The organism is Phycisphaerales bacterium (genome assembly GCA_035627955.1).
Lineage (GTDB): Bacteria > Planctomycetota > Phycisphaerae > Phycisphaerales > UBA1924 > JAEYTB01.
Map to the genome: position 1 here is coordinate 203,940 of DASPKU010000012.1, position 19,512 is coordinate 223,451.

General features: G+C 68.4%; 8 protein-coding genes. 6 read left to right on the plus strand and 2 right to left on the minus strand.

Features of this window, described 5'->3' with window-relative positions; all coding sequences use genetic code 11:
* Positions 1-204: 204 nt before the first annotated feature.
* The 5 genes from VD997_10680 (at position 205) to VD997_10700 (ending at position 7,464) form a co-directional block, all read left to right on the plus strand.
* A complete protein-coding gene (locus VD997_10680) occupies positions 205-1,236 on the plus strand; it encodes an NADH-quinone oxidoreductase subunit J (GenBank protein ID HYE62452.1) in 1,032 nt (343 codons plus the stop codon).
* Complete coding sequence (gene nuoK, locus VD997_10685; GenBank protein HYE62453.1) at positions 1,233-1,580, plus strand: NADH-quinone oxidoreductase subunit NuoK; 348 nt, start codon at positions 1,233-1,235, stop codon at positions 1,578-1,580. The genes VD997_10680 and nuoK overlap by 4 nt, the downstream gene beginning before the upstream one ends.
* A 73-nt stretch (positions 1,581-1,653) precedes the next feature.
* On the plus strand, positions 1,654-3,957 hold the full coding sequence (gene nuoL, locus VD997_10690) for an NADH-quinone oxidoreductase subunit L (protein HYE62454.1): 2,304 nt from the start codon (positions 1,654-1,656) through the stop codon (positions 3,955-3,957).
* A 139-nt stretch (positions 3,958-4,096) separates the two neighbouring features.
* Positions 4,097-5,842 carry an NADH-quinone oxidoreductase subunit M gene (locus VD997_10695; GenBank protein HYE62455.1) on the plus strand — a complete coding sequence of 582 codons (1,746 nt, stop codon included), beginning with the start codon at positions 4,097-4,099 and terminating at the stop codon, positions 5,840-5,842.
* On the plus strand, positions 5,839-7,464 hold the full coding sequence (locus tag VD997_10700) for an NADH-quinone oxidoreductase subunit N (protein ID HYE62456.1): 1,626 nt from the start codon (positions 5,839-5,841) through the stop codon (positions 7,462-7,464). Before VD997_10695 ends, VD997_10700 begins: the two co-directional genes overlap by 4 nt.
* Positions 7,465-7,635: 171 nt before the next feature.
* On the opposite strand, the gene VD997_10705 is transcribed toward VD997_10700, so the two are convergent.
* The gene (locus VD997_10705; protein ID HYE62457.1) at positions 7,636-8,436 is read right to left on the minus strand and encodes a hypothetical protein; all 801 of its coding nucleotides are present in this window, start codon (positions 8,434-8,436) and stop codon (positions 7,636-7,638) included.
* Positions 8,437-9,131: 695 nt separating this feature from the next.
* On the opposite strand from VD997_10705, the gene VD997_10710 reads away from it, so the two are divergent.
* Positions 9,132-18,620, plus strand: coding sequence for a hypothetical protein (locus tag VD997_10710; protein HYE62458.1), 9,489 nt, complete (start codon positions 9,132-9,134; stop codon positions 18,618-18,620).
* A gap of 59 nt (positions 18,621-18,679) precedes the next feature.
* Here VD997_10710 and VD997_10715 read toward each other — a convergent pair whose 3' ends face one another.
* Positions 18,680-19,450 carry an SDR family oxidoreductase gene (locus VD997_10715; protein ID HYE62459.1) on the minus strand — a complete coding sequence of 257 codons (771 nt, stop codon included), beginning with the start codon at positions 19,448-19,450 and terminating at the stop codon, positions 18,680-18,682.
* Positions 19,451-19,512: the final 62 nt, after the last annotated feature.

A 19,512-nucleotide genomic window follows, 5' to 3' on the forward strand; every position in this document is an offset into this window, starting at 1 on the left:
GGAGTATGCCCCGCAACTCCTCATCCGCCGTCCGATTGTCGTCAGGTTGTCGGTAACCCCGCCCACGCCGCGCCGGCACACCCCTCACCCTCTGGCCCGGTTGCCGCCCTCGCCCCCACCCTCTATCCTCTCACCCTCACTCGCCCGGCCAGAGGGCCAGAGTGCGCGCTCCAGCCGCGACGGCTGGGTCTCGGGGTCCGCTCTTTGGGTTCCATCATCCACCCTGCCATCTTCTTCGCCGTGCTGGTCCTGGGCAGCCTGGGCGTGTGCCTGGCCCTCCCCCGCCGCAAAGCGTCCCCGCAGCTCTTCGGCGCCCTCATCGCCGGTCTCGCCGGCGGCCTCCTGCTCATCGCCATGGGCATCGCCGGGCGCGACCACCTCCCCAACATCTACTTCTACATCTTCTCCCTCATCGGCCTGGGCTCCGCCCTCCGCGTCATCACGCACCCAAGGCCCGTCTACGCCGCCCTTTACTTCATCATGACCGTCCTGGCCTCGGCGGGCCTCTTCCTCATCCTCTCCGCCGAGTTCATGGCCTTCGCCCTCATCATCGTCTACGCCGGCGCCATCCTCATCACCTACCTCTTCGTCATCATGCTCGCCAGCCAGGCCCCCGAGGAGGGCGAAATCGAGGCCCTCGCCACCTACGACACCCAGGCCCGCGAGCCCATCGCCGCCACCGTCGTCGGCTTCCTCCTGCTCGCCGTCCTCACCACCATGATGTTCCGCGGCGTGCCGCAACTGCCGCTCCCCGGCCCGGTTGCGCCCAACGAGCTCCTCGCCCAGATGCCCCGCAAGGTCGAGAGCGTCCTCCGCAACAACCGCAACCCCGACACCGGCCAGCCCTACCTCAAAGCCGACGGCACCATCCAGATCACCGAGGTCGCCCCCTCCCCGGCCCACCCCGCCGAGCCCCTCTTCATCACCATCAACAACCCCGGCGAGGAGCCGGTTGTCCTCGCCCAGGACAAGTGGCCCGAGGAGCTCACCGTCAAGAACGTCGAGGCCCTGGGCTTCGACCTCCTCCGCAACCACCCCGGCTCCATCGAGATCGCCGGCGTCATCCTCCTCATGGCCATGCTCGGCGCCGTCGTCCTCTCCCGCAAGCAGGTGCAGCTCGACGAAGACGCCAAGGCCAACCAGGCCCGCAAGCTCGCCCAGGACACCCTCGGCGGCGTCAACCCCGGCCTGGGCCGCTCCCCCCTCGAGTCCACCCACGCGGGAGGCACCCGTTGATCAACCTCCTCGCCCAATCCGGCTTCCCCGACGCCATGCACGGCGTCACCCTCGCCCACTACCTCGTCGTCTCCGCCCTCCTCTTCGTCATCGGCCTCATCGGCTTCATCACCCGCCGCAACCTCATCATCATGTTCCTCTGCACGGAGCTGATGTTCCAGGCCGCCGGCCTCGCCCTCATCGCCTTCGGCCGCTACCACCTCAACTTCACCGGCCAGACGTTCGTCATCTTCATCCTCACCGTCGCCGCGGCCGAGGCCGCCATGGCTCTCGCCCTCGTCGTCCTCCTCTTCCGCCGCAAGGAATCCCTCAACGCCGAAGAGTGGAACGAGCTCAAGGGATAACCACGTCCGCGCCTGACGAGCCCGGAGCGTCAGCGACGGGTCTTCCGACCGCCGCCCATCAGGACACGCTCGCTTGCCTAGCACGACCGCCATCCTCGACGCCATCACCCAGCTGCTGCCCACCATGCAGCACGACGCGCCGAACCCCGCGGGCACCTCCACCCCCGCCTTCTTCCCCCTCAAGTCCCTCTACGCCCTCATCCCGCTCCTCCCGCTCCTCTCCTGCATCCTTTGCGGCGTCTTCGCCGCCCTCCGCATCAAGTCCAAGCTCCCCGCCTGGACCACCGTCCTCTCCCTTGCCGTCTCCTTCGTCCTCACCGCCCTCATGGCGCGCGACCTCTGGTCGGGCGGGCACGCCCAAACCGGCGTCCTCCACGTCTTCGACTGGATCAACTTCTCCTGGGCCACCGGCGCCGGCGAGCAGACCAAGCACTTCATCGCCAACTTCGCCTTCTACATGGACCCCGTGTCCACCCTGTGGATGCTCTTCGTCACGGGCCTGGCCACCCTCATCGCCCTCTACGCCAGCGAGTACATGAGCGGCGACCTGGGCGCCGGCTACTGCCGCTTCTTCGCCGCGTTCAGCCTGTTCGTCTTCTCCATGGCCTGCCTCGTGATGGCCGACAACCTCGTCCTGCTCTACCTGGGCTGGGAGGGCGTGGGCCTCTGCTCGTACCTGCTCATCGGCTACTTCTACAAGAAGCCCAGCGCCGTCGCCGCCGCCAAGAAGGCCTTCATCGTCAACCGCATCGGCGACCTCTTCCTGGCGCTCGGCATCTGGCTCACCTACGTCCACCTCGGCACCGTCCAGTACAGCGAGATCTTCGACCGCATCCAGCCCTACCTGGCCGCCGCCGCCAACGGCCGCTTCGACCAGATCCCCCTCGTCGTCCAGATCATCCCGCTCCTGCTCATGGGCGGCGCCTTCGGCAAGTCGGCCCAGTTCCCGCTGTACGTCTGGCTCCCCGACGCCATGGAAGGCCCCACCCCCGTCTCGGCCCTCATCCACGCCGCGACCATGGTGACCGCCGGCGTCTTCCTCATCGCCCGCACCTACGGCCTCTTCCAGCTCTCCGAGATCGCGCTCCCCATCGTCGCCTGGACCGGCGGCTTCACCGCCCTCCTCGCCGCCACCATCGGCATGGCCCAGTTCGACATCAAGCGCATCATGGCCTACTCGACCGTGTCGCAGCTGGGCTACATGTTCGCCGGCCTGGGCGTCCTCACCTCCGGCGGCGCCGTCTTCCACGTCGTCACCCACGCCTTCTTCAAGGCCCTGCTCTTCCTCTGCTGCGGCGCCGTCATGCACGGCTTCGCCGGCCAGCTCGACCTCCGCAAGCTCTCGGGCGTCATGAAAATGAAGGGCTGGCTCGTCGTCGGCGTCGGCATGCTCATCGGCTGCCTCAACCTCTCCGGCTTCCCCGGCTTCGCCGGCTTCTTCAGCAAGGACATGATCCTCGCCGAGGCCTTCTCCCACCACGGCCACTACCAGTGGCTCGGCTGGCTCCTCCTCTTCACCGCCGGCCTTACCGCCTACTACACCTTCCGCGTCTTCTTCCGCGTCTTCGTCGGCCCCAAGTACTTTGAGCCCGGCGATGAGCTCCACGGGCACGCCGACGCCGCCCACGACGCCGCCCACGACACCCACGGCCACGACCCCCACTCCCACCACGCCAAGGCCTCGGTTGAGCACTCCGGGACTCACCCGCAGAGCGAGGCCGCCGAAAAGGAACTCGCCGACAAGGCACACGGCGAGCACGGCCACGGTGACCACCACGCCGACTTCCACCCCCACGCTCCCGGCTGGGCCATCAACACCGTCCTCGCCACCCTCGCGGTCCTTTCGATCGCGGCAGCCGGCCTCTACTTCATGGGCGCCCACGGCGGCTTCGTCCCCCACCTCGTTGAGCAGAGCTCCGCGAACCTCATCCACAGCGAGCACGCCCCCGAGCACGCCACGCTCTTCGGGCAGAACCCGCACGCGATCATGTACTACGTCTCCGGCGTGGTTGGCCTCATCGGCATCGCCATCGCCTACGTGCTGCACCTCCAGGGCCGCACCACCGCCGCCACGAGCAAGGCCGACGCCCTGCTCCCCGCCTTCGGCCCCGTCGCCAAGGCCGTGCAGAACAAGTGGTACGTCGACGAGTTCTACGACTTCCTCATCCGGAAGCCCCTCCTCGTCCTCTCGCACATCTTCCACACCATCGACCAGATCCTCGTCGACGGCCTGGTCAACCTCGCCGGCTACCTCCCCAAGGGCACCGGCAAGGTCCTCCGCCCCAGCCAGTCCGGCGAGCTCCACGGCTACGCCATCGGCATGGCCGGCGGCCTCGCCGTTCTCCTGATCATCATCCTGTGGGTCGCCCGCACCTGAACCTTGATGCCTTGATGCCTCGTGCCCTGATGCCTTTCTTCACCTTCAACCTCCTCCCCGCCCTCGCACCGCACCACGCCGAATCCGTGCACCTCGATCGCTCCGCTGTCCTCGGGTCCGCCGAGTCTGAGCCCCCCGCATGCTGATCTATCTGATCTCCATCCCGCTCCTCTTCGCCGTCCTGGTGCTCGCGGCACCCCGGGAGTGGGCCCGCATCACCGCCCTCTGCGGCACGCTCATCGCCCTCGCGGTAGCCGTGTTCGCCATGCTCCCCGGCGAGGGCCGCTTCAACTGGGCCACCCCCGCAGAGTTCCAGTACGCCCACACCTACGCCTGGCTCCCGCAGCTGGGCCTCAACTTCTCCGTCGGCGTCGACTCTGTCGCGCTGCTGCTGATCGCCCTCACCGCCCTTCTAGGCCCCATCTGCGTGCAGGCCTCCGCCACCACGATTACGCAGCGCGAGAAGACCTACTACTCCTGGCTGCTCGTCCTGCAGGCCGCGATGACCGGCGTCTTCGCCGCCCGCGACCTCGTCCTCTTCTACACCTGCTTCGAGTTCACGCTCGTCCCCATGTTCGTGCTCATCAGCCTCTACGGCAGCACGAACCGCAAGAAGGCCGCGGTCAAGTTCTTCCTCTACACCTTCACCGGCTCCATCATCGCCCTCGCGGGCCTGGTGTACGTCGCCTGGAAGCACGCCCACAACACCGGCGGCGAGTGGACCTTCGACATCGCCACGCTCCAGCAGGTCGCCGCGTCCATGAGCCCGCGCGAGCAGGCCTGGGTCATGCTCGCCATGCTCGCGGGGTTCGCCGTCAAGGTCCCGCTCTTCCCCGTGCACACCTGGCTGCCGCTGGCGCACACCGAGGCCCCCACCGCCGGCTCGGTCATCCTCGCCGGCGTGCTGCTCAAGCTCGGCACCTACGCCCTCTACCGCTTCGTCCTCCCCTTCACCCCCGCCGCCGTCGTCGAGTACGCCCCCGCCATCGGCGTCCTCTGCATCATCGGCATCATCTACGGCGGCCTCATCTGCTGGGTGCAGAAGGACGTCAAGAAGCTCGTCGCCTACTCCTCGGTCGCCCACCTTGGCTTCTGCATCCTGGGCATGTTCGCCCTCAACAACAACGGCCTCACCGGCTCCATCCTCTACATGATCAACCACGGCCTCAGCACCGGGGCCCTCTTCCTCCTCATCGGCATGGTCTACGAGCGCTACCACACCCGCTCCATGAACGAGCTCGGCGGCCTCGCCGCCAAGATGCCCGTGTGGGCCACCTTCATGGTCTTCTTCACCATGGCCTCCGTCGGCCTCCCCGGCCTCAACGGCTTCGTCAGCGAGTTCCTCTGCCTCCTCGGCACCTTCCAGTCCAGCAGCGCCTGGGGCAGCAGCACCGGCCTCACCGAAGCGGGCCTCCCCGACGCGGGCCTCTGGGGCTCGGCCCAGGCCAGCGTCCCGGGCGCCACCCACGGCGGCCTCGGCCCCTGGTTCGCCGCCATCGCCGGCATCGGCATGATCATCGCCGCCATCTACCTGCTCTACATGTGCGGCAAGATCGTCTGGGGCCCCCTCGTCGAGCCCGCGGGCCATGGTCATCACCACCATGCAGTAGGAACCCCGACCGTAAGGGAGGGGTCTTCGTCCGAGACCAACCACGAGGCCCCGCTCCCCACCGACCTCAGCCGGCGCGAGATCGGCATCCTGCTCCCCCTCGCCGTCCTCTGCATCTACCTGGGCGTCTACCCCAAGCACGTCCTGCAGGTCCTCCAGCCGCCCATCGATCAGACCCTCAAGGTCGTCAACGCGGCCGCGCCGCTCAAGTCCGTGCCCATCATGACCAACCCCCACGCCGCCGTGTCTGACGAGACCGTGGAGGCCGGCCGATGATCGAACGCCTCCCCTTCCTCTACCCCGAGATCGCCCTCTTCATCACCACCTGCATCGTGATGATCCTGGGCCTCTCCCGCAACGTCGCCGTCCGCCGCGCCACCGCGGTCGTCGCTGGGCTTGGTGTTGCCGCCGCGGGCATCATCGCCGTCTGGAAAACACCTCCGAACGATGGCATCGCGCTCACACGTGAGCAGGGCCAGATCCTCCTGCCCTTCATGGTCCCCTACGCCAAGGCCCTCATCGCCGGCGTCGGGCTCCTGCTCCTCATGCTCCTCGCCGGCACCGTTGACCGCGCCGAAGAAGCCGCCATCCGCGCCGGCAAGCGCGCCTTCGACCCCCTCCGCAGCAACCGCGCTGAGTTCTACGCCTTCTACCTCTTTTCCCTCACCGGCCTCATGCTCTGCGCCGGCGCCGACGACCTCATCTGGCTCTTCCTCGCCCTCGAGCTCACCAGCCTCCCCACCTACATCATGGTGAGCATCTCCACCGCGCGCAACCGCTCGCGCGAGGCCGGCGTCAAGTACTTCTTCCTGGGCGCCATGGGCGCCGCCGTGTTCCTCTACGGCTTCGCCCTGCTCTATGGCGGCACCGGCACCACCAACCTCAACGCCATCGCCGACGTCTTCGCACGCGACGGCGTCAATAACATCGCCCTCGCCGGCCTGCTCGTCTCCATCCTCGGCCTGGGCTTCAAGGTCGCCGCGGTGCCCATGCACTTCTACACGCCCGACGTGTACGAAGGCGCCGCGCCGCAGGTCTCCGCGTTCCTCGCCTTCGTGCCCAAGACCGCTGGCTTCATCGGCATCCTGCTTCTCTGCGCCACCGTTGGCTGGAACCACGGCCCTGATCCCAGCAGCAATCACCACCTCCCCGACGTCGTCCGCCTGACCCTCTGGGTCATGGCCGCGCTCACGATGACCGTGGGCAACGTCCTCGCGATTCTTCAGAACTCCGTCAAGCGCATCCTCGCCTACTCCTCCATCGCGCACACCGGCTACATGCTCGTCGGCGTCATCGCCGGCCCCGGCGACGGCCGCTTTTCGCAGAACGGCATCGCCGCCGTCCTCTTCTACCTCTTCGCCTACGGCCTCATGAACCTCGGCTGCTTCGCCGTGCTCGCCGCCCTCGAGCGCCGTGCTCTCGGTGGCACCGGCCTCCCGACCGGTGATTCCGAGCCCCGCGAGATCGACAACATCGCCGACCTCCGCGGCCTGTGCGCCTCCCGCCCCGTCCTCGGCTGGACCATGGTCATCTGCAGCCTCAGCCTCCTGGGCTTCCCCCCGCTGCTGGGCTTCTTCAGCAAGCTCCCGCTCTTCACGAGCGCCATCAGCGCCGGCGAGATCCCCCTGGTCATCGTCCTCGGCATCAACTCCGCCATCGCCGCCTTCTACTACCTGCGCCTGGCCTTCACGCCCTTCCTCGAGAACGCCGACGCCTCCGTCGAGCCCGCTCACGAGAGCCCCTTCGCCACCCGCAAGTTCGCCGGCCTCCTCGCAGCGATCGCGGTCGTCGTCCTCGGCGTCGCCGGCTACAAGCTCATGGACCCGGTCATGCAGCACACCGAGCAGGCCGGCGCGTACAAGGCCCAACTCCCGGCAACCACCGCCAACGCCGAGTAACGCGCTCACCGTCTTTTCTTGAACCCGCACAGCGGGTGCCTTGCAATAGCCCAGGGTGAAGCGAGTCCGCGAGCGGAACCCTGGGATGTGCACGCGCGTCCTTGGAACCCGCGCAGCGGGTGACCCTTCTTGTAACACGACCGCGCGTTGATCACACGCGCACCTACCGCGTCACGCCGCCTTCGCACGCCCCGTCCACCCCTGGACCCCGAGCCCCACCGCGCTCACACACCCCCACACCACCAGCCACCCCACCGCCCCCATCTCCACCCCACCCACACCCAGCGCCCCCACCACCCACGCGAAGCTCACGAGAAACACCGCCGCGCCGAGCAGCGACGTCACCAGCGCCTCTGTCTTCTTCGGCGCCAGCGCCCCGACCACAAACCCCAGCACACCCGCCCCCAGCCCCACAAGCACCAGCACCCCGCGCGACTTCTCCGGGACGCAAGCCCACACGTTGCCCACATGGTCCGACGCCTGCCGCACCTCCACCCGCGCGGTCTCCTCCACCGCCTCCGGGCTCTCCACGCTCGGCTCCGGGTCCATCGCGTGTGAAATCAGCGTGACCTGCTCCCGCACCGCGAACTCGACCTTCGCCCCTGTCGTGTCCACCGACAGCACCGCCCCGGCAATCAGGACACCAATAGCCGCAAAGGTCCCCGCCCCCGCGATCGCCAGCGTCGCCCGGAACAGTCCCACCGCAACCAGCGCCCCCACCACCGAACCAACCCCCATCGCCGCCAGCGCCGCCGGGCAGTCGTGCGTGTGCCCCTCCAGCAGACCCGTCAGGGCCACCACCCCCACCAGCCCGCCCGCGGCAGCCCCAAAGACCACCGTCACCGGTTTCAGCACCCTGTTCCCTGCCAATAGCAGGAGCAGCCCGCCGATAACGCTAGCCACCGCAGGTAGATACGCCATCCAGGGCACCCGCCCCGCCGCGTCGATGGTCGGCTGGACCCATTCCCACATCTCTGAATCCTCACCAGGGTTGCCCCTTCAGGATTCGGCCTGATCACCCCCGAGTTGCACGATTGCATCGCACTTCCCGCCTGCGCCGCCCCCGCCGCCCTCCCAACCCGCGCAGCCCTCACGCCCCCACCCGCCGCGCACACATTGCATCCCGCCTGCAACCCCCCGCTCACCGCTGCGTAGGTGGACATACCCAAGCGGGGACCTGGGCAACCTGCGCCCGTCCGTCCACGGCGGACCCGCGCTCCCCACCCCCAACAGCTCGAGGGGTCCGAACCGGGACCGACCGCGCGTCTGGACCCGCTCCCGCCCCCCGCGGCCCCCACCGGCCGCCCAAAGCAATCCCCCGAGTTGTACGACGGCGCGCATTGCGGTAGTCTGAACAGGTCCGAGAGGCGCAGGCGGCCACCCCGACCGCGCACCTTGGGCGCAGACTGACCCGCGCCCTGGCCGTCGCAAGACGCGTGCCGCGGCGCACGACGGGTCTGAAGCACGTCGCGTCAGGCCGCTCCAGCGCGGAGCGCCGCGACCGCTTCGGTTGGGCCGCAAGGCCCAGGCCACCGTGGGAGAGTCTCAGCGTTGCTTCGGCGCTCACCCCGCCGACTCGACGTTGCGACAGCGTCACGGGAACTCGCCGCAACAACACCGCGGCGAGCGTTCAAGGATGGACTTCCGGTTTTCGTTGAGGAGCTGATATGGGTCGCACGCCTGTCCGTCGCAGCAGCAGCAACCGCTACCTCCGCCAGCGCCGCCCCATCGGCGGACCAAAGGCGCTCACCAGCAGCGCCGGCCTCACCGACCGCCCCACCGTCGACCAGCTCGAGCGTCGCCAGATGCTCTTCTCGCTGGCCATCACCCCCGACATCGTCGACCCCAACACCGGTCTGGGCACGGTGCGGCAGCACTTCAGCTACGTCATCCCCTACCTCCACACCAATGTCGAGATCCAGCCCCCCCAGCCGCCTGAAGTCACCACCGAGAACTTCAGCGAGGCCGGCTTCGGCCCCATCGGCAGCGGCCAGTTCTTCCAGTCCGGCCTCCGCGTCCGCCACAACATCTTCCCGCCGGGCGACATCCTCATCAACGCCCAGCCCCCCAACGCCGACAACCAGGTGCGCTGGCTCCAGGTGACCGAGGACACCATCGGCGAGTTCATGACCCTGGAGTTCTTCACTCCCGCGCAGGACAACGCGCCCGCGCGCCCCGTCGTCGTCACTTCCGCCACCGTCACCTTCGAGGGCCTCAGCGCGGCCGACCTTACCGGCCTCCTCACCGATAACGTCCGCGTCGACCTCACCCGCGGCGCGAACCAGGCCGTCGTCGCCTCCTTCACCGGCGCCGCCCTCCGCAACCAGTTCCAGACCGGCAACCCCGCGCTCGGCACCGGCGCCGCCCAGTTCAACCTCGAGGAAGGCTTCGACGCCATCCGTATCACCATGATCGAGGCCCCCACCGGCGGCACGCCCGGCTTCCGCATCCGCGATGTCTCCTGGTCCGTGCCCCAGGCCCGCTTCGCCGAACTGATCGAGTCACGTATCTTCAGCGCCGTCGTGGTGCTCACCGGCCCCGTCGGCGCGACTGCCACCTTCCTCGATCTCTACGGGCGTGACATGGTGGCCTCCCTCGCCGCGGGCCAGCCCGAGGGCGGCCAGGGCCGCCCCATCATCGACGCCAACGACGACGGCGTCCCCGACTTCAACGACGGCATCGGCTCCATCCACCTCCTCAACACCGACTCCCGCACCGCCATCTCCATTTGGGGCGGCACGGCCGCGCCCTTCACCGACGACGCCCCCGACGACTCGGACTTCAACGAGTTCAACCCCGACTTCCGCGGCAACTGGGCCTTCACCCTCACCGACGAGCTCATCGGCAACTTCGACGCGTTCGAGGACGCCGGCTTCGCCTACGCCTGGGACATCCCGCCCGGTGAGACGGAGATCGACTTCGCCGGCCTCCCCCCGGGCCCCGGCTCCGTCATCATCGGCTCACCCTGGGTCCGCCCCAACGGCAACCCCGCGCAGTACAACCCCGGCGGCCTCGCACCCGGCCAGGGCAACACCATCACCGATGGCTTCACCCAGCCCGACCAGGGCATCTTCATCGATGACGGCGGGAACCTCGGCAGCGTCTACCTCCACGGCATCCTTCACGGCTCCTCCCAGTTCCAGGGCTTCGTCGACCGCATCTACGTCGGCTACCTCGTCGGCTCGATTACGGTCCAAGGCGACCTCGGCGCCCTGTATGCAGGCACCGACGCGGGTCAATGGGTTCCCGATCCTGACTTCAACCCCACCAACGACATCGACCCCGTCAACAAGACGGCCGGCCAGCTCCTCGTCGGCCGCACCATGGGCGAGCTCGCCATCGCCGGCCGCAGCCTGCTCGACGTGCAGGTCGTCGGCGACCTCAACAACGCCGCCGTTCGCCCCGCCCGCGACAACTTCACCCACTACGAACGCGAGTGGGTCAACGCCATCAACACCAGCTTTGGCACACGCGACGTCATCAACACAATCCTCAACAACACCAACTGGGTTGCCCGCAGCCCCAACGACCGCTACGACGCCACCAGCGACCAGGCCATGGTCTTCGGCCCCGAGCTCTTCCGCAACGATCAGCTCCTGGGCGCCGAATGGATCGGCGGCATGACCACCGGCGTCCGCATCAAGGGCGCCCTCTCCGGCCAGGACCCCACCCAGGGCGAGGACACCAACGACGTCTACGCCTTCGCCGTCGACGGCTCGCAGGACATCTCTATCGAGGGCATCGCGTTCCTCAACGGGACCGAGCAGGCCATCTACATGCGCATCATGGACGAGAACGGCCGCACCTACGCCGCTCCCCAGGAAGGCATCCCCGGCCGCTCTTCCCGCATCACCTTCAAGCCCCGTAGCCCCGGCGTCTACTACCTCGTCGTCTCCGACCCCACCGACCGCCAGACGGCCGATACCCAGATCGCCAACGTCCGCTACACCATCAGCATCACCGGCCTCGCGGCCGCCACCCTCGGCGCCTACCGCACCGGCGGCGGCTCGGGCTTCACCGACGTCGCCGCGGGCGAAGGCAACGTGGTGCAGGTGCTCGCGGGCAACATCGGCTCGCTCCGCATCGGCACCGGTTTCGTCAACTCCGGCGGCGCCCTGGTGGACCCCCTCTCAATTATCAACACCGACCAGGACGACGACGACAACATGGCCTGGCAGGGCGGCAGCATCTCCGCCCCCGGCAACGTCTACAACATCACCGCCGGCTCCGACATCGGCCACCCCAACAACACCGCCGGCAGCCCCATCAACATGATCGTGGGCGGCGACGTGGGCACCATCATCACCGGCATGTACTTCGGCTTCGCCGGCGACGAGGGTGACGTCAACTACTTCAACCTCCAGGCCGGCGGCCGCATCGCCGCCATCCGCGTCTCCGGCTCCATCGGCGTCGACCACGACCGCTCCGAGGACCCCGCCCGCTACGACCCCGTCACCGACAGCTTCACGTCCATCACCACCGGCGCCAACGGCGGCAACGGCGACATCGGCCACTTCGAGGTCGGCGGCAACATCTTCGCCAGCGGCCTCCGCGTCCGCACCTCCGACGGCTCCACCATCACCACCTTCCTCGTCAACAGCAACAACGACGCCGTCGACGAGGCCCCCAACCGCGTGGGCATCTTCCTGGGCACCGTCCTCGCCGGCGGCCTCCGCCTCGAGACCGGCCTGGGCTCAAACATCCGCTTCGCCGACGTCCAGCGCATCGACCTCATCTCCAGCCGCGACGTCTTCCAGCCCATCATCGGCGGCCAGACCATCGAGATCACCGACGACGCCGGCAGCCGCCTCCGCATCACCGTCGACAACGCCCCCGAGGGCACCCAGATCGGAACCATCCGCCGCATCCCCGTCGACGGCTCGCAGGGCGTGGCCATCGGCCGCATCAGCGTCGACCTCACCGGCGGCGGCGTCCTCCAGATCGACTCCATCTCCAGCGGCGTCGGCGCCCCCATCTCCATCGGCTTCATCGAGATCACCGGCGCCGACAACGGCGCCGGCATCCAGATCTCCGGCCAGACCCGCATCGAGGTCTACCGCATCGAGAGCACCGCCGCACTCGACTTCATCGCCAACAGCACCGGCGGCGACATGATCGCCATCGACGTCGCAGGCCTCAACCGCCTCGATCTCCGCGGCCACCTCGGCCGCACCACCGTCGGCAGCTGGGGCCCCTCGCTCCTGGGCCCCTACCTCGGCCTCGCCACCGGCAACGTCAACGCCGTGGGCGGCGCTCTCGGTGTCGGCCCCGCCGAGGCCTTCTACGAGAACTGGTCCGGCGCGATCTACCACCCCATCAACGTTGACGTCTTCGACGACGATAACAGCGCCCTTGACGACATCGGCAGCCCCCTCGACGGCTACCTCAACGGCCTGGTCGTCCGCACCGGCAACCTCGAAGAGGCCGTCATCCACGGCACCGTGGGCGACGTCATCCTCCAGGACGCCGCGGGCGAGCTGACCTCCCTCAACGCCAACGCTGACCGCATCACCCCCGTCGGCCGTTTCGAGGGCATCGTCGGCCACGTGTTCGCGGCCACCATCGTCGACATCAACATCGGCGACGGTCTCGCGCAGTCCGAGCGCGGTCCGATGCTCACCAGCGGCATCTTCGCCACCAACGACATCCGCAACGTCTTCACCTCCCGCACCAGCGGCGCAGTCATCAGCGGCGTGATCAACGCCTTCAACGAGACCGACGAGGGCGCCACCGAGGAGGAGAACATCGACGGGCTGGGCAACCTCACCCTCACCAACGGCCTCGTCCGCGACGCGAGCATCGGCTCCGAGCTCTTCGACGGCTTCTGGGCCTCCTTCTACTACGACGATGTCGACGCCCCCACCGGCAACATCGGCACTATCCGCCTCACCAACACCCCCCTCTTCCGCTCCCGCGTCTCCGCCGAGGACCTCAGCAACCTCACCATCAGCGGCGCCAACGGCTACTTCGACGCCTCCCGCCTCATCGCCACCGGCATCGTCGACCGGATCACGGTCACCGGCTTCCGCAACTCCACGCTGACCGGCACCATCACCGAGATCGCCCGCAACGAGATCCTCGCCGCCCGCGACGTCAACACCATCACCGCCGTGCAGGACATGAGCGACCTGGTGATCGACATCGCCGGTCGCGTCACCCAGGGCATCACCGCCGTCAACATCACCCGCAGCCAGATCGACGTTGACGCCGAGCTCAAGAACCTCGCCGCCACCAACGACGTCCGCGGCAGCGCCATCAACGTCGGCAACCTGCCCAGCATGACCGTGGGCCGCAACCTCCAGTCCTCCTCGGTGTTCGTCTCCGGCCTGCTCGGCACCCTCAGCGCCGGCAACCGCATCGCCAACACCGATATCCGCGTCACCGGCCCCGGCGGCACCATCGGAACGATCTCGGCCCCCAACCTCATCAGCGGCGAGATCCGCGCCAGCGGCACCATCAACGCCATCACCGTCTCCCGCGGCGACCTCATCGCCGACATCGTCACGATCAACGGCGGCAACGTGAACACCCTCACCGCCGGGCGCGACCTTGTGATCACCGGCGACATCGCCGGCTCGGTGGGCACGCTCACCGCCGGCCGCCACATCGGCTCCCCCGCCACCGCCGGCGTCCTGCTCATCCGCAACAACCTGTCCGGCCTCAACGCCGGCAACGGCCAGCTCTACGGCAGCATCCACGTCGGTGAGAGCATCACCGGCCCCGTCGTCATCGGCGGCGCCGCCAACAAGCTCGGCAACAACCAGGTCGGCAAGGGCTCGCTGGTTGCCTCCGGCCCCATCAACTCCGTCACCATCAACGGCGACTTCGACGGCGACATCATCAGCTTCACCAGCCTGGGCACCATCACCATCAACAACGGCTCGCTGCTGCCCGGCAACACCGTCGCCGCGTTCAACGGCAGCATCGCCAACTTCACCATCAACAACGGCAACCTCTACGGCAACGTCCACGCCGATGTCGACATCACCCGCCTCGCGGTCCTCGCGGGCGGCGACGGCGTCTTCGGCGACATCGGCATCAACCCCGCCAGCTCCGGCATCGTGTCCTACGACGCCCGCCGCAACCAGCTGCCCGTGGGCGTCAGCGTCAACGGCACCGGCCAGGGCCCCACCATTTCCGCCGGCCGCAACATCGTGGCCGTCGAGGTCCCCGGCGGGTCGGTCTTCGAGACCTACTTCATCGCCGGCCAGAGCATCATCAACGTCACCGTCAGCGGCACGGTGCAGAACGACCCCAACACCGTCGGCATCCAGAGCGCCTTCGTCGCCGGCGACAGCATCGAGACCATCAACGTCGGCGGCGTGAACAACACCGCCTTCGTCGCGGGCGTCTCCAGCCTGGGCGCCGACCGCCGCCTGGGCGGCGTCGGCGACAACGCCGACGTCACCAAGCCCGGCAGCATCAAGACCGTCCGCGTCGGCAACGGCATCGTCGATGCCCTCTTCGCCGCGGGCATCGACCCCGGCCTCAACGGCATCTACCTCGACGGCGACGACCGCTCCGTCCAGGGCCTCTCCACCATCAACACCCTCAACATCAGCGGGCCGGTCATCAACACCCGCGTCTTCGCCGACATCCTGCCCGGCAACATCGCCAACGACAACCGCTTCGTCCGCGGCGGCACCACCCTGCCAAGCACCAACGCCCAGATCGATAACGGCGTCGGCACCCCCGGGACCGCCTTCACCGGCACCCGCACCTTCAACAACGTCAACGGCGCCAACGTCACCTTCGCCGTCTCCGGCCCCGGCCAGGCGTTCTTCAACACCGCCACCAACACTCTCATCCTCCGCAACACCACCAGCGCCACCAACCTCACCGTCTCCTCCAGCACCGGCGTCACCACCAGCGTCGACGTCGTCACCAACGACGACGCCTCGCTCGGCAGCGTGACCTTCCAGGGCCGCGTCGCCGGCGACAGCGACCTCATCGTGGACGGCAACGTGGGCTCGCTCACCTACGGCGACTTCGAGGGCACCGGCACCATCTCCATCGGCGGCGACGTCAACACCATCACCTTCAACAACTTCCGCGGCGGCTTCCTTGACGCCGAGAACGTTCAGACCTTCCGCGTCAACGGCCAGTTCGGCGATCCCAACACCGCCATCTTCAACGAGGCCCGCGTCCAGCTGCTGAACGTGAACACGATCAGCATCGGCGGCAACGCCTCCGCCGTGATCAGTGTCGACCGCGACGCCCAGTCCCTGGTCGTCAGCGGCAACGTCGACCGCGCCGCCTTCCGCTTCGGCCGCAGCCTCGGCTCCTTCCAGTCCGGCAACTTCAACCGCTCGTTCCTCTCCGCCGGCGACAACATCGGCAACATCACCATCACCGGCGACGCCAACCAGTCCAACATCGCCGCTGGCGCCGACTTCGGCACCGACGCCGCCCCCGGCGGCACCGGCACCGCGGCCGACCGCGTCTCCAGCGGCAACATCGGCGCCATCAGCATCGCCGGCAACTTCGCCCAGTCGAGCATCTCCGCCGGTTACCTCCGCGGGCGCGACGGCTTCATCGGCACCACCGACGACCTCGTCGGCGGCGGCCGCTCCCACATCGCCTCCGTCACCATCGGCGGCGTCCAGGTCGGCTCCAGCCGCGGCAGCGAGACCTACCGCATCGCCAGCAACGGCACCATCGGCCCGGTCCGCATCGGTGGGGCTAACTTCACCGGCTCCATCGGCAACTTCGCCCTCGAGGCCCCGCGCCTCCAGCCTCAGTCGCTGGTCGTGACCGACCTCTTCGTCACCGTCACCAGCGGCATCTCCACCGCCAACATCGTCTTCAACCAGCCCATCGACGGCACCTCCATCAGCGGCGCCCTCAGCGTCGCCGAGGTCCGCGGCAGCGGCGACGTCGTCGTCCGCCTCGTCGAGGGCATCGACTACACCGTCACCTACGACAACAACACCAATACCGCCCGCGTCACGTTCAGCAACGCGGTGACCGCCCGCAACCTGCCCGCCGTCCCTGGCCGCCCCGGCCCCGGCGTCTACCGCTTCGAGATCGACCAGTCCCGCATCCGCGCCCGCCTCACGGGCGTCACGCTGGACGGCAATGGCGACGGCCTCTCGCAGATCGGCGAGGACTTCTCCGGTGACAGCATCGTCGGCGACGCCGGCGACCGCCTGACCCCGGCGATCCTCGACGTCGGGGGCCGCCGCATCGACCTCTACGGCCCCACCAACCTCGACTTCGTCCTCGACGACAACTTCACCCCCGACGGCCTGCCCGACCCCAACAACACCTACACCGTCCGCGGCTTCATCGGCGACCACCCCGACAACGACGCCAACGTCTTCCGCTTCGGCGGCGACCTCGACGTGTACGCCGTGACCCTCCAGGCCGGCCAGATCCTGCGTCTGGGCTCCCTCCAGGGCACCGCCCAGCTCGCCCAGTTCGGCCTGCTGGACGCCAACGGCAACTTCGCGGCCCTCAGCGGCGCCGCCCTGCCCATCTTCACCGACTTCACCGACCAGACCCGCCTGACCTTCGACGCCGACTTCCTCATCAAGCAGACCGGCACCTACTTCATCTTCGTAGGCAACCCCGCCAACATCACCGACCCCACCACCGTCACCAACCCGCCCCCCGCCCCCGGCGGCGTCGGCGACTACAACTTCACCGTCACGATCTTCGACGACGGCGACTCGGGCTTCAACGCCCCCACCGACGCCGGCAACGGCCAGGTGGTCGTCAACGCCCCCGGCTTCTCGCAGTTCGCCGGCAACGACGGCGTCCTGGGCACCGGCGACGACATCCCCTCCATCACCATCAGCGGCTACGTCTTCACCTACAGCCGCGGCGCCGACAACGTCGCCGGCAACGGCGACGACCTCATCAGCGGCGTCAGCCCCGACGGCGAGATCGTCTCCAGCCGCACCGGCCCCGGCCAGGTGATCACCGTCATCGACTCGGCCATCGGGCCCAAGGGCCACGCCGGCATCCCCGACGACTACGCCGCGGACGTCGACATCTACAAGCTCAACAACGGCCAGCCCATCGCGCCCGGCACCCTGATCACGATCACCGTGAAGCTCACCGACCTGGGCGCCGACCTGGGCAGCACGTCCGCGACCTCGCCCGTCGAGACCCGCGGCCAGGTGCAGTTCGGCGTCTTCGACATCTCCTCGGCCACCGGCATCGACGACGGCAGCCTGATCTTCAGCCCCACCGACTTCACGCCCAACGGCGGCAAGCCCAACACCATCCTCGCCGACAACGGCCGCGTGCGCTACGGCTACGACGCCAACAGTGACTTCTTCATCACCTTCCCCGCGCCCGACCGGATCGACCAGCCCGGCGCCGCGGCCCGCCTCGCGGTCTACATCCAGGGCGTCCGCAACACGGACTACCAGATCCAGATCGTCACCGGCGCCCGCATCGAAGACACCACGCGGCCGACCCAGAACTTCCTGCTCGAGACCGCGGGCGGGATCATCAACTGGCTCGAGGCCGGCGGTCAGGCGACCAGCCTCCTGCCCTTCTTCGCCTCGTCGCTTGCCTTCACCGGCACCATCAACGGCCAGTCGGTGCAGGACTACATCATCACGAGCGTGGTGGCCACGCTCAACAGCCTGTTCCAGAGCTCGGGCGGCGGCAACGGCTTCGACGTCAACTTCTCGGCGAACCCCGCGGACTTCGAGTTCCAGCCCTTCTCGACCGTCTTCATCACCTCCTCGGCGGACCCGATCTCGCCGATCTTCACCACCAACCTGCCGCTGGACCCGACGCCGGTCAGCCAGCCTTACGGCTACAGCGAGCACTCGGACGCGCTCAACGCGGACCTCGAGGACGAGGCCGTGGTGTTCGCCCCGTCGTTCGCCCTGCAGGGCCTGTCGCCCAGCCGCGCGGATGTGGACGAGTTCGTCCAGGCGCTGTCGGCCGCGGTCGCTCGGCGTGCGGGCGAGCTGATGGGTCTGCGTGTGACGGAGGCGTACGACGCCAACACCAACACGTTCGATCCGTTCGCGGCCAACGCCGTGGACGAGCGTCCGGGCAACGGTCGTGCGTACACGCTGCCGAACTTCAACCGCTTCCTGTCGGATCCCTTCGATAGCGTGAACCGGACCGACTTCTACCTGGGCCAGCAGAACGCCCGGTCACTGCTGGACAAGGTGCTGAACCAGCTCTAGTTCACTGATCTCATCTGACCTGACCGAAGGCCCGGAGCGAGCTCCGGGCCTTTTTCATCTCATGGGTAGTCCTGGCGCGTGGGGCGCACGAGGATGTCGCTGACGTGGACGTGCGGGGGCTGGCTGGCGATGAAGGTGACACAGCGGGCGACGTCTTCGGGCTGGAGGACGGGGCCGATGCGCTGGACGACCTCGTCGAACCACTTGGGGTCGTAGCCCGCGACACCCTGGAACTCGCTGACCACGAAGCCGGGCTCGATGAGGGTGACCCGGACGCCCTTGGGGCCAAGCTCGCGCCGGACGCCCTCAACCATGCCGTGCACGTTGAACTTGGTGCCGCCGTACATCGAGGAGAAGGGCGAGACGTGGCGGCCGACGACGGATCCGAGGACGATGAGGTCGCGCGGGCGGGTGACGACGTCGGGGCCGGACTTCCCGGCGGTGGCGGCGGCCACGCGCCTGCCGGCCTCGCGCATGAGGTGGGCGGCGCCGAGGACGTTGACGCGGATCATCTCTTCCCACTGCGAGACGTCGGAGGTGAGGACGGAGCCGTTGAGGCCGCGGCCGGCGTTGGCGATGACGAGGTCCGGCGGGCCGAAGGCGCGCTCGGCGTCGTCGAGCATGGCGGTGATGACCGCGGGATCGGAAGCGTCGCCGGGGAATGCCCGAACGCTCGGGCCCAGGCGGGCAACAAGGTCGTGGAGCTTCTCGCGCCGGCGGGCGTTGGCGATGACCTTGGCGCCCTCGCGGGCGAGGAGCTCGACGATGGCCGCGCCGATGCCGGCCGAAGCGCCCGTGACGACCGCGATCCGCCCGTTCAAGCCACCCATGCAGAGCCTCCGTTGGTGAGTTTCACAGGGTACCCCGGCGGGGCGGGCGACCCCTTCGGTCT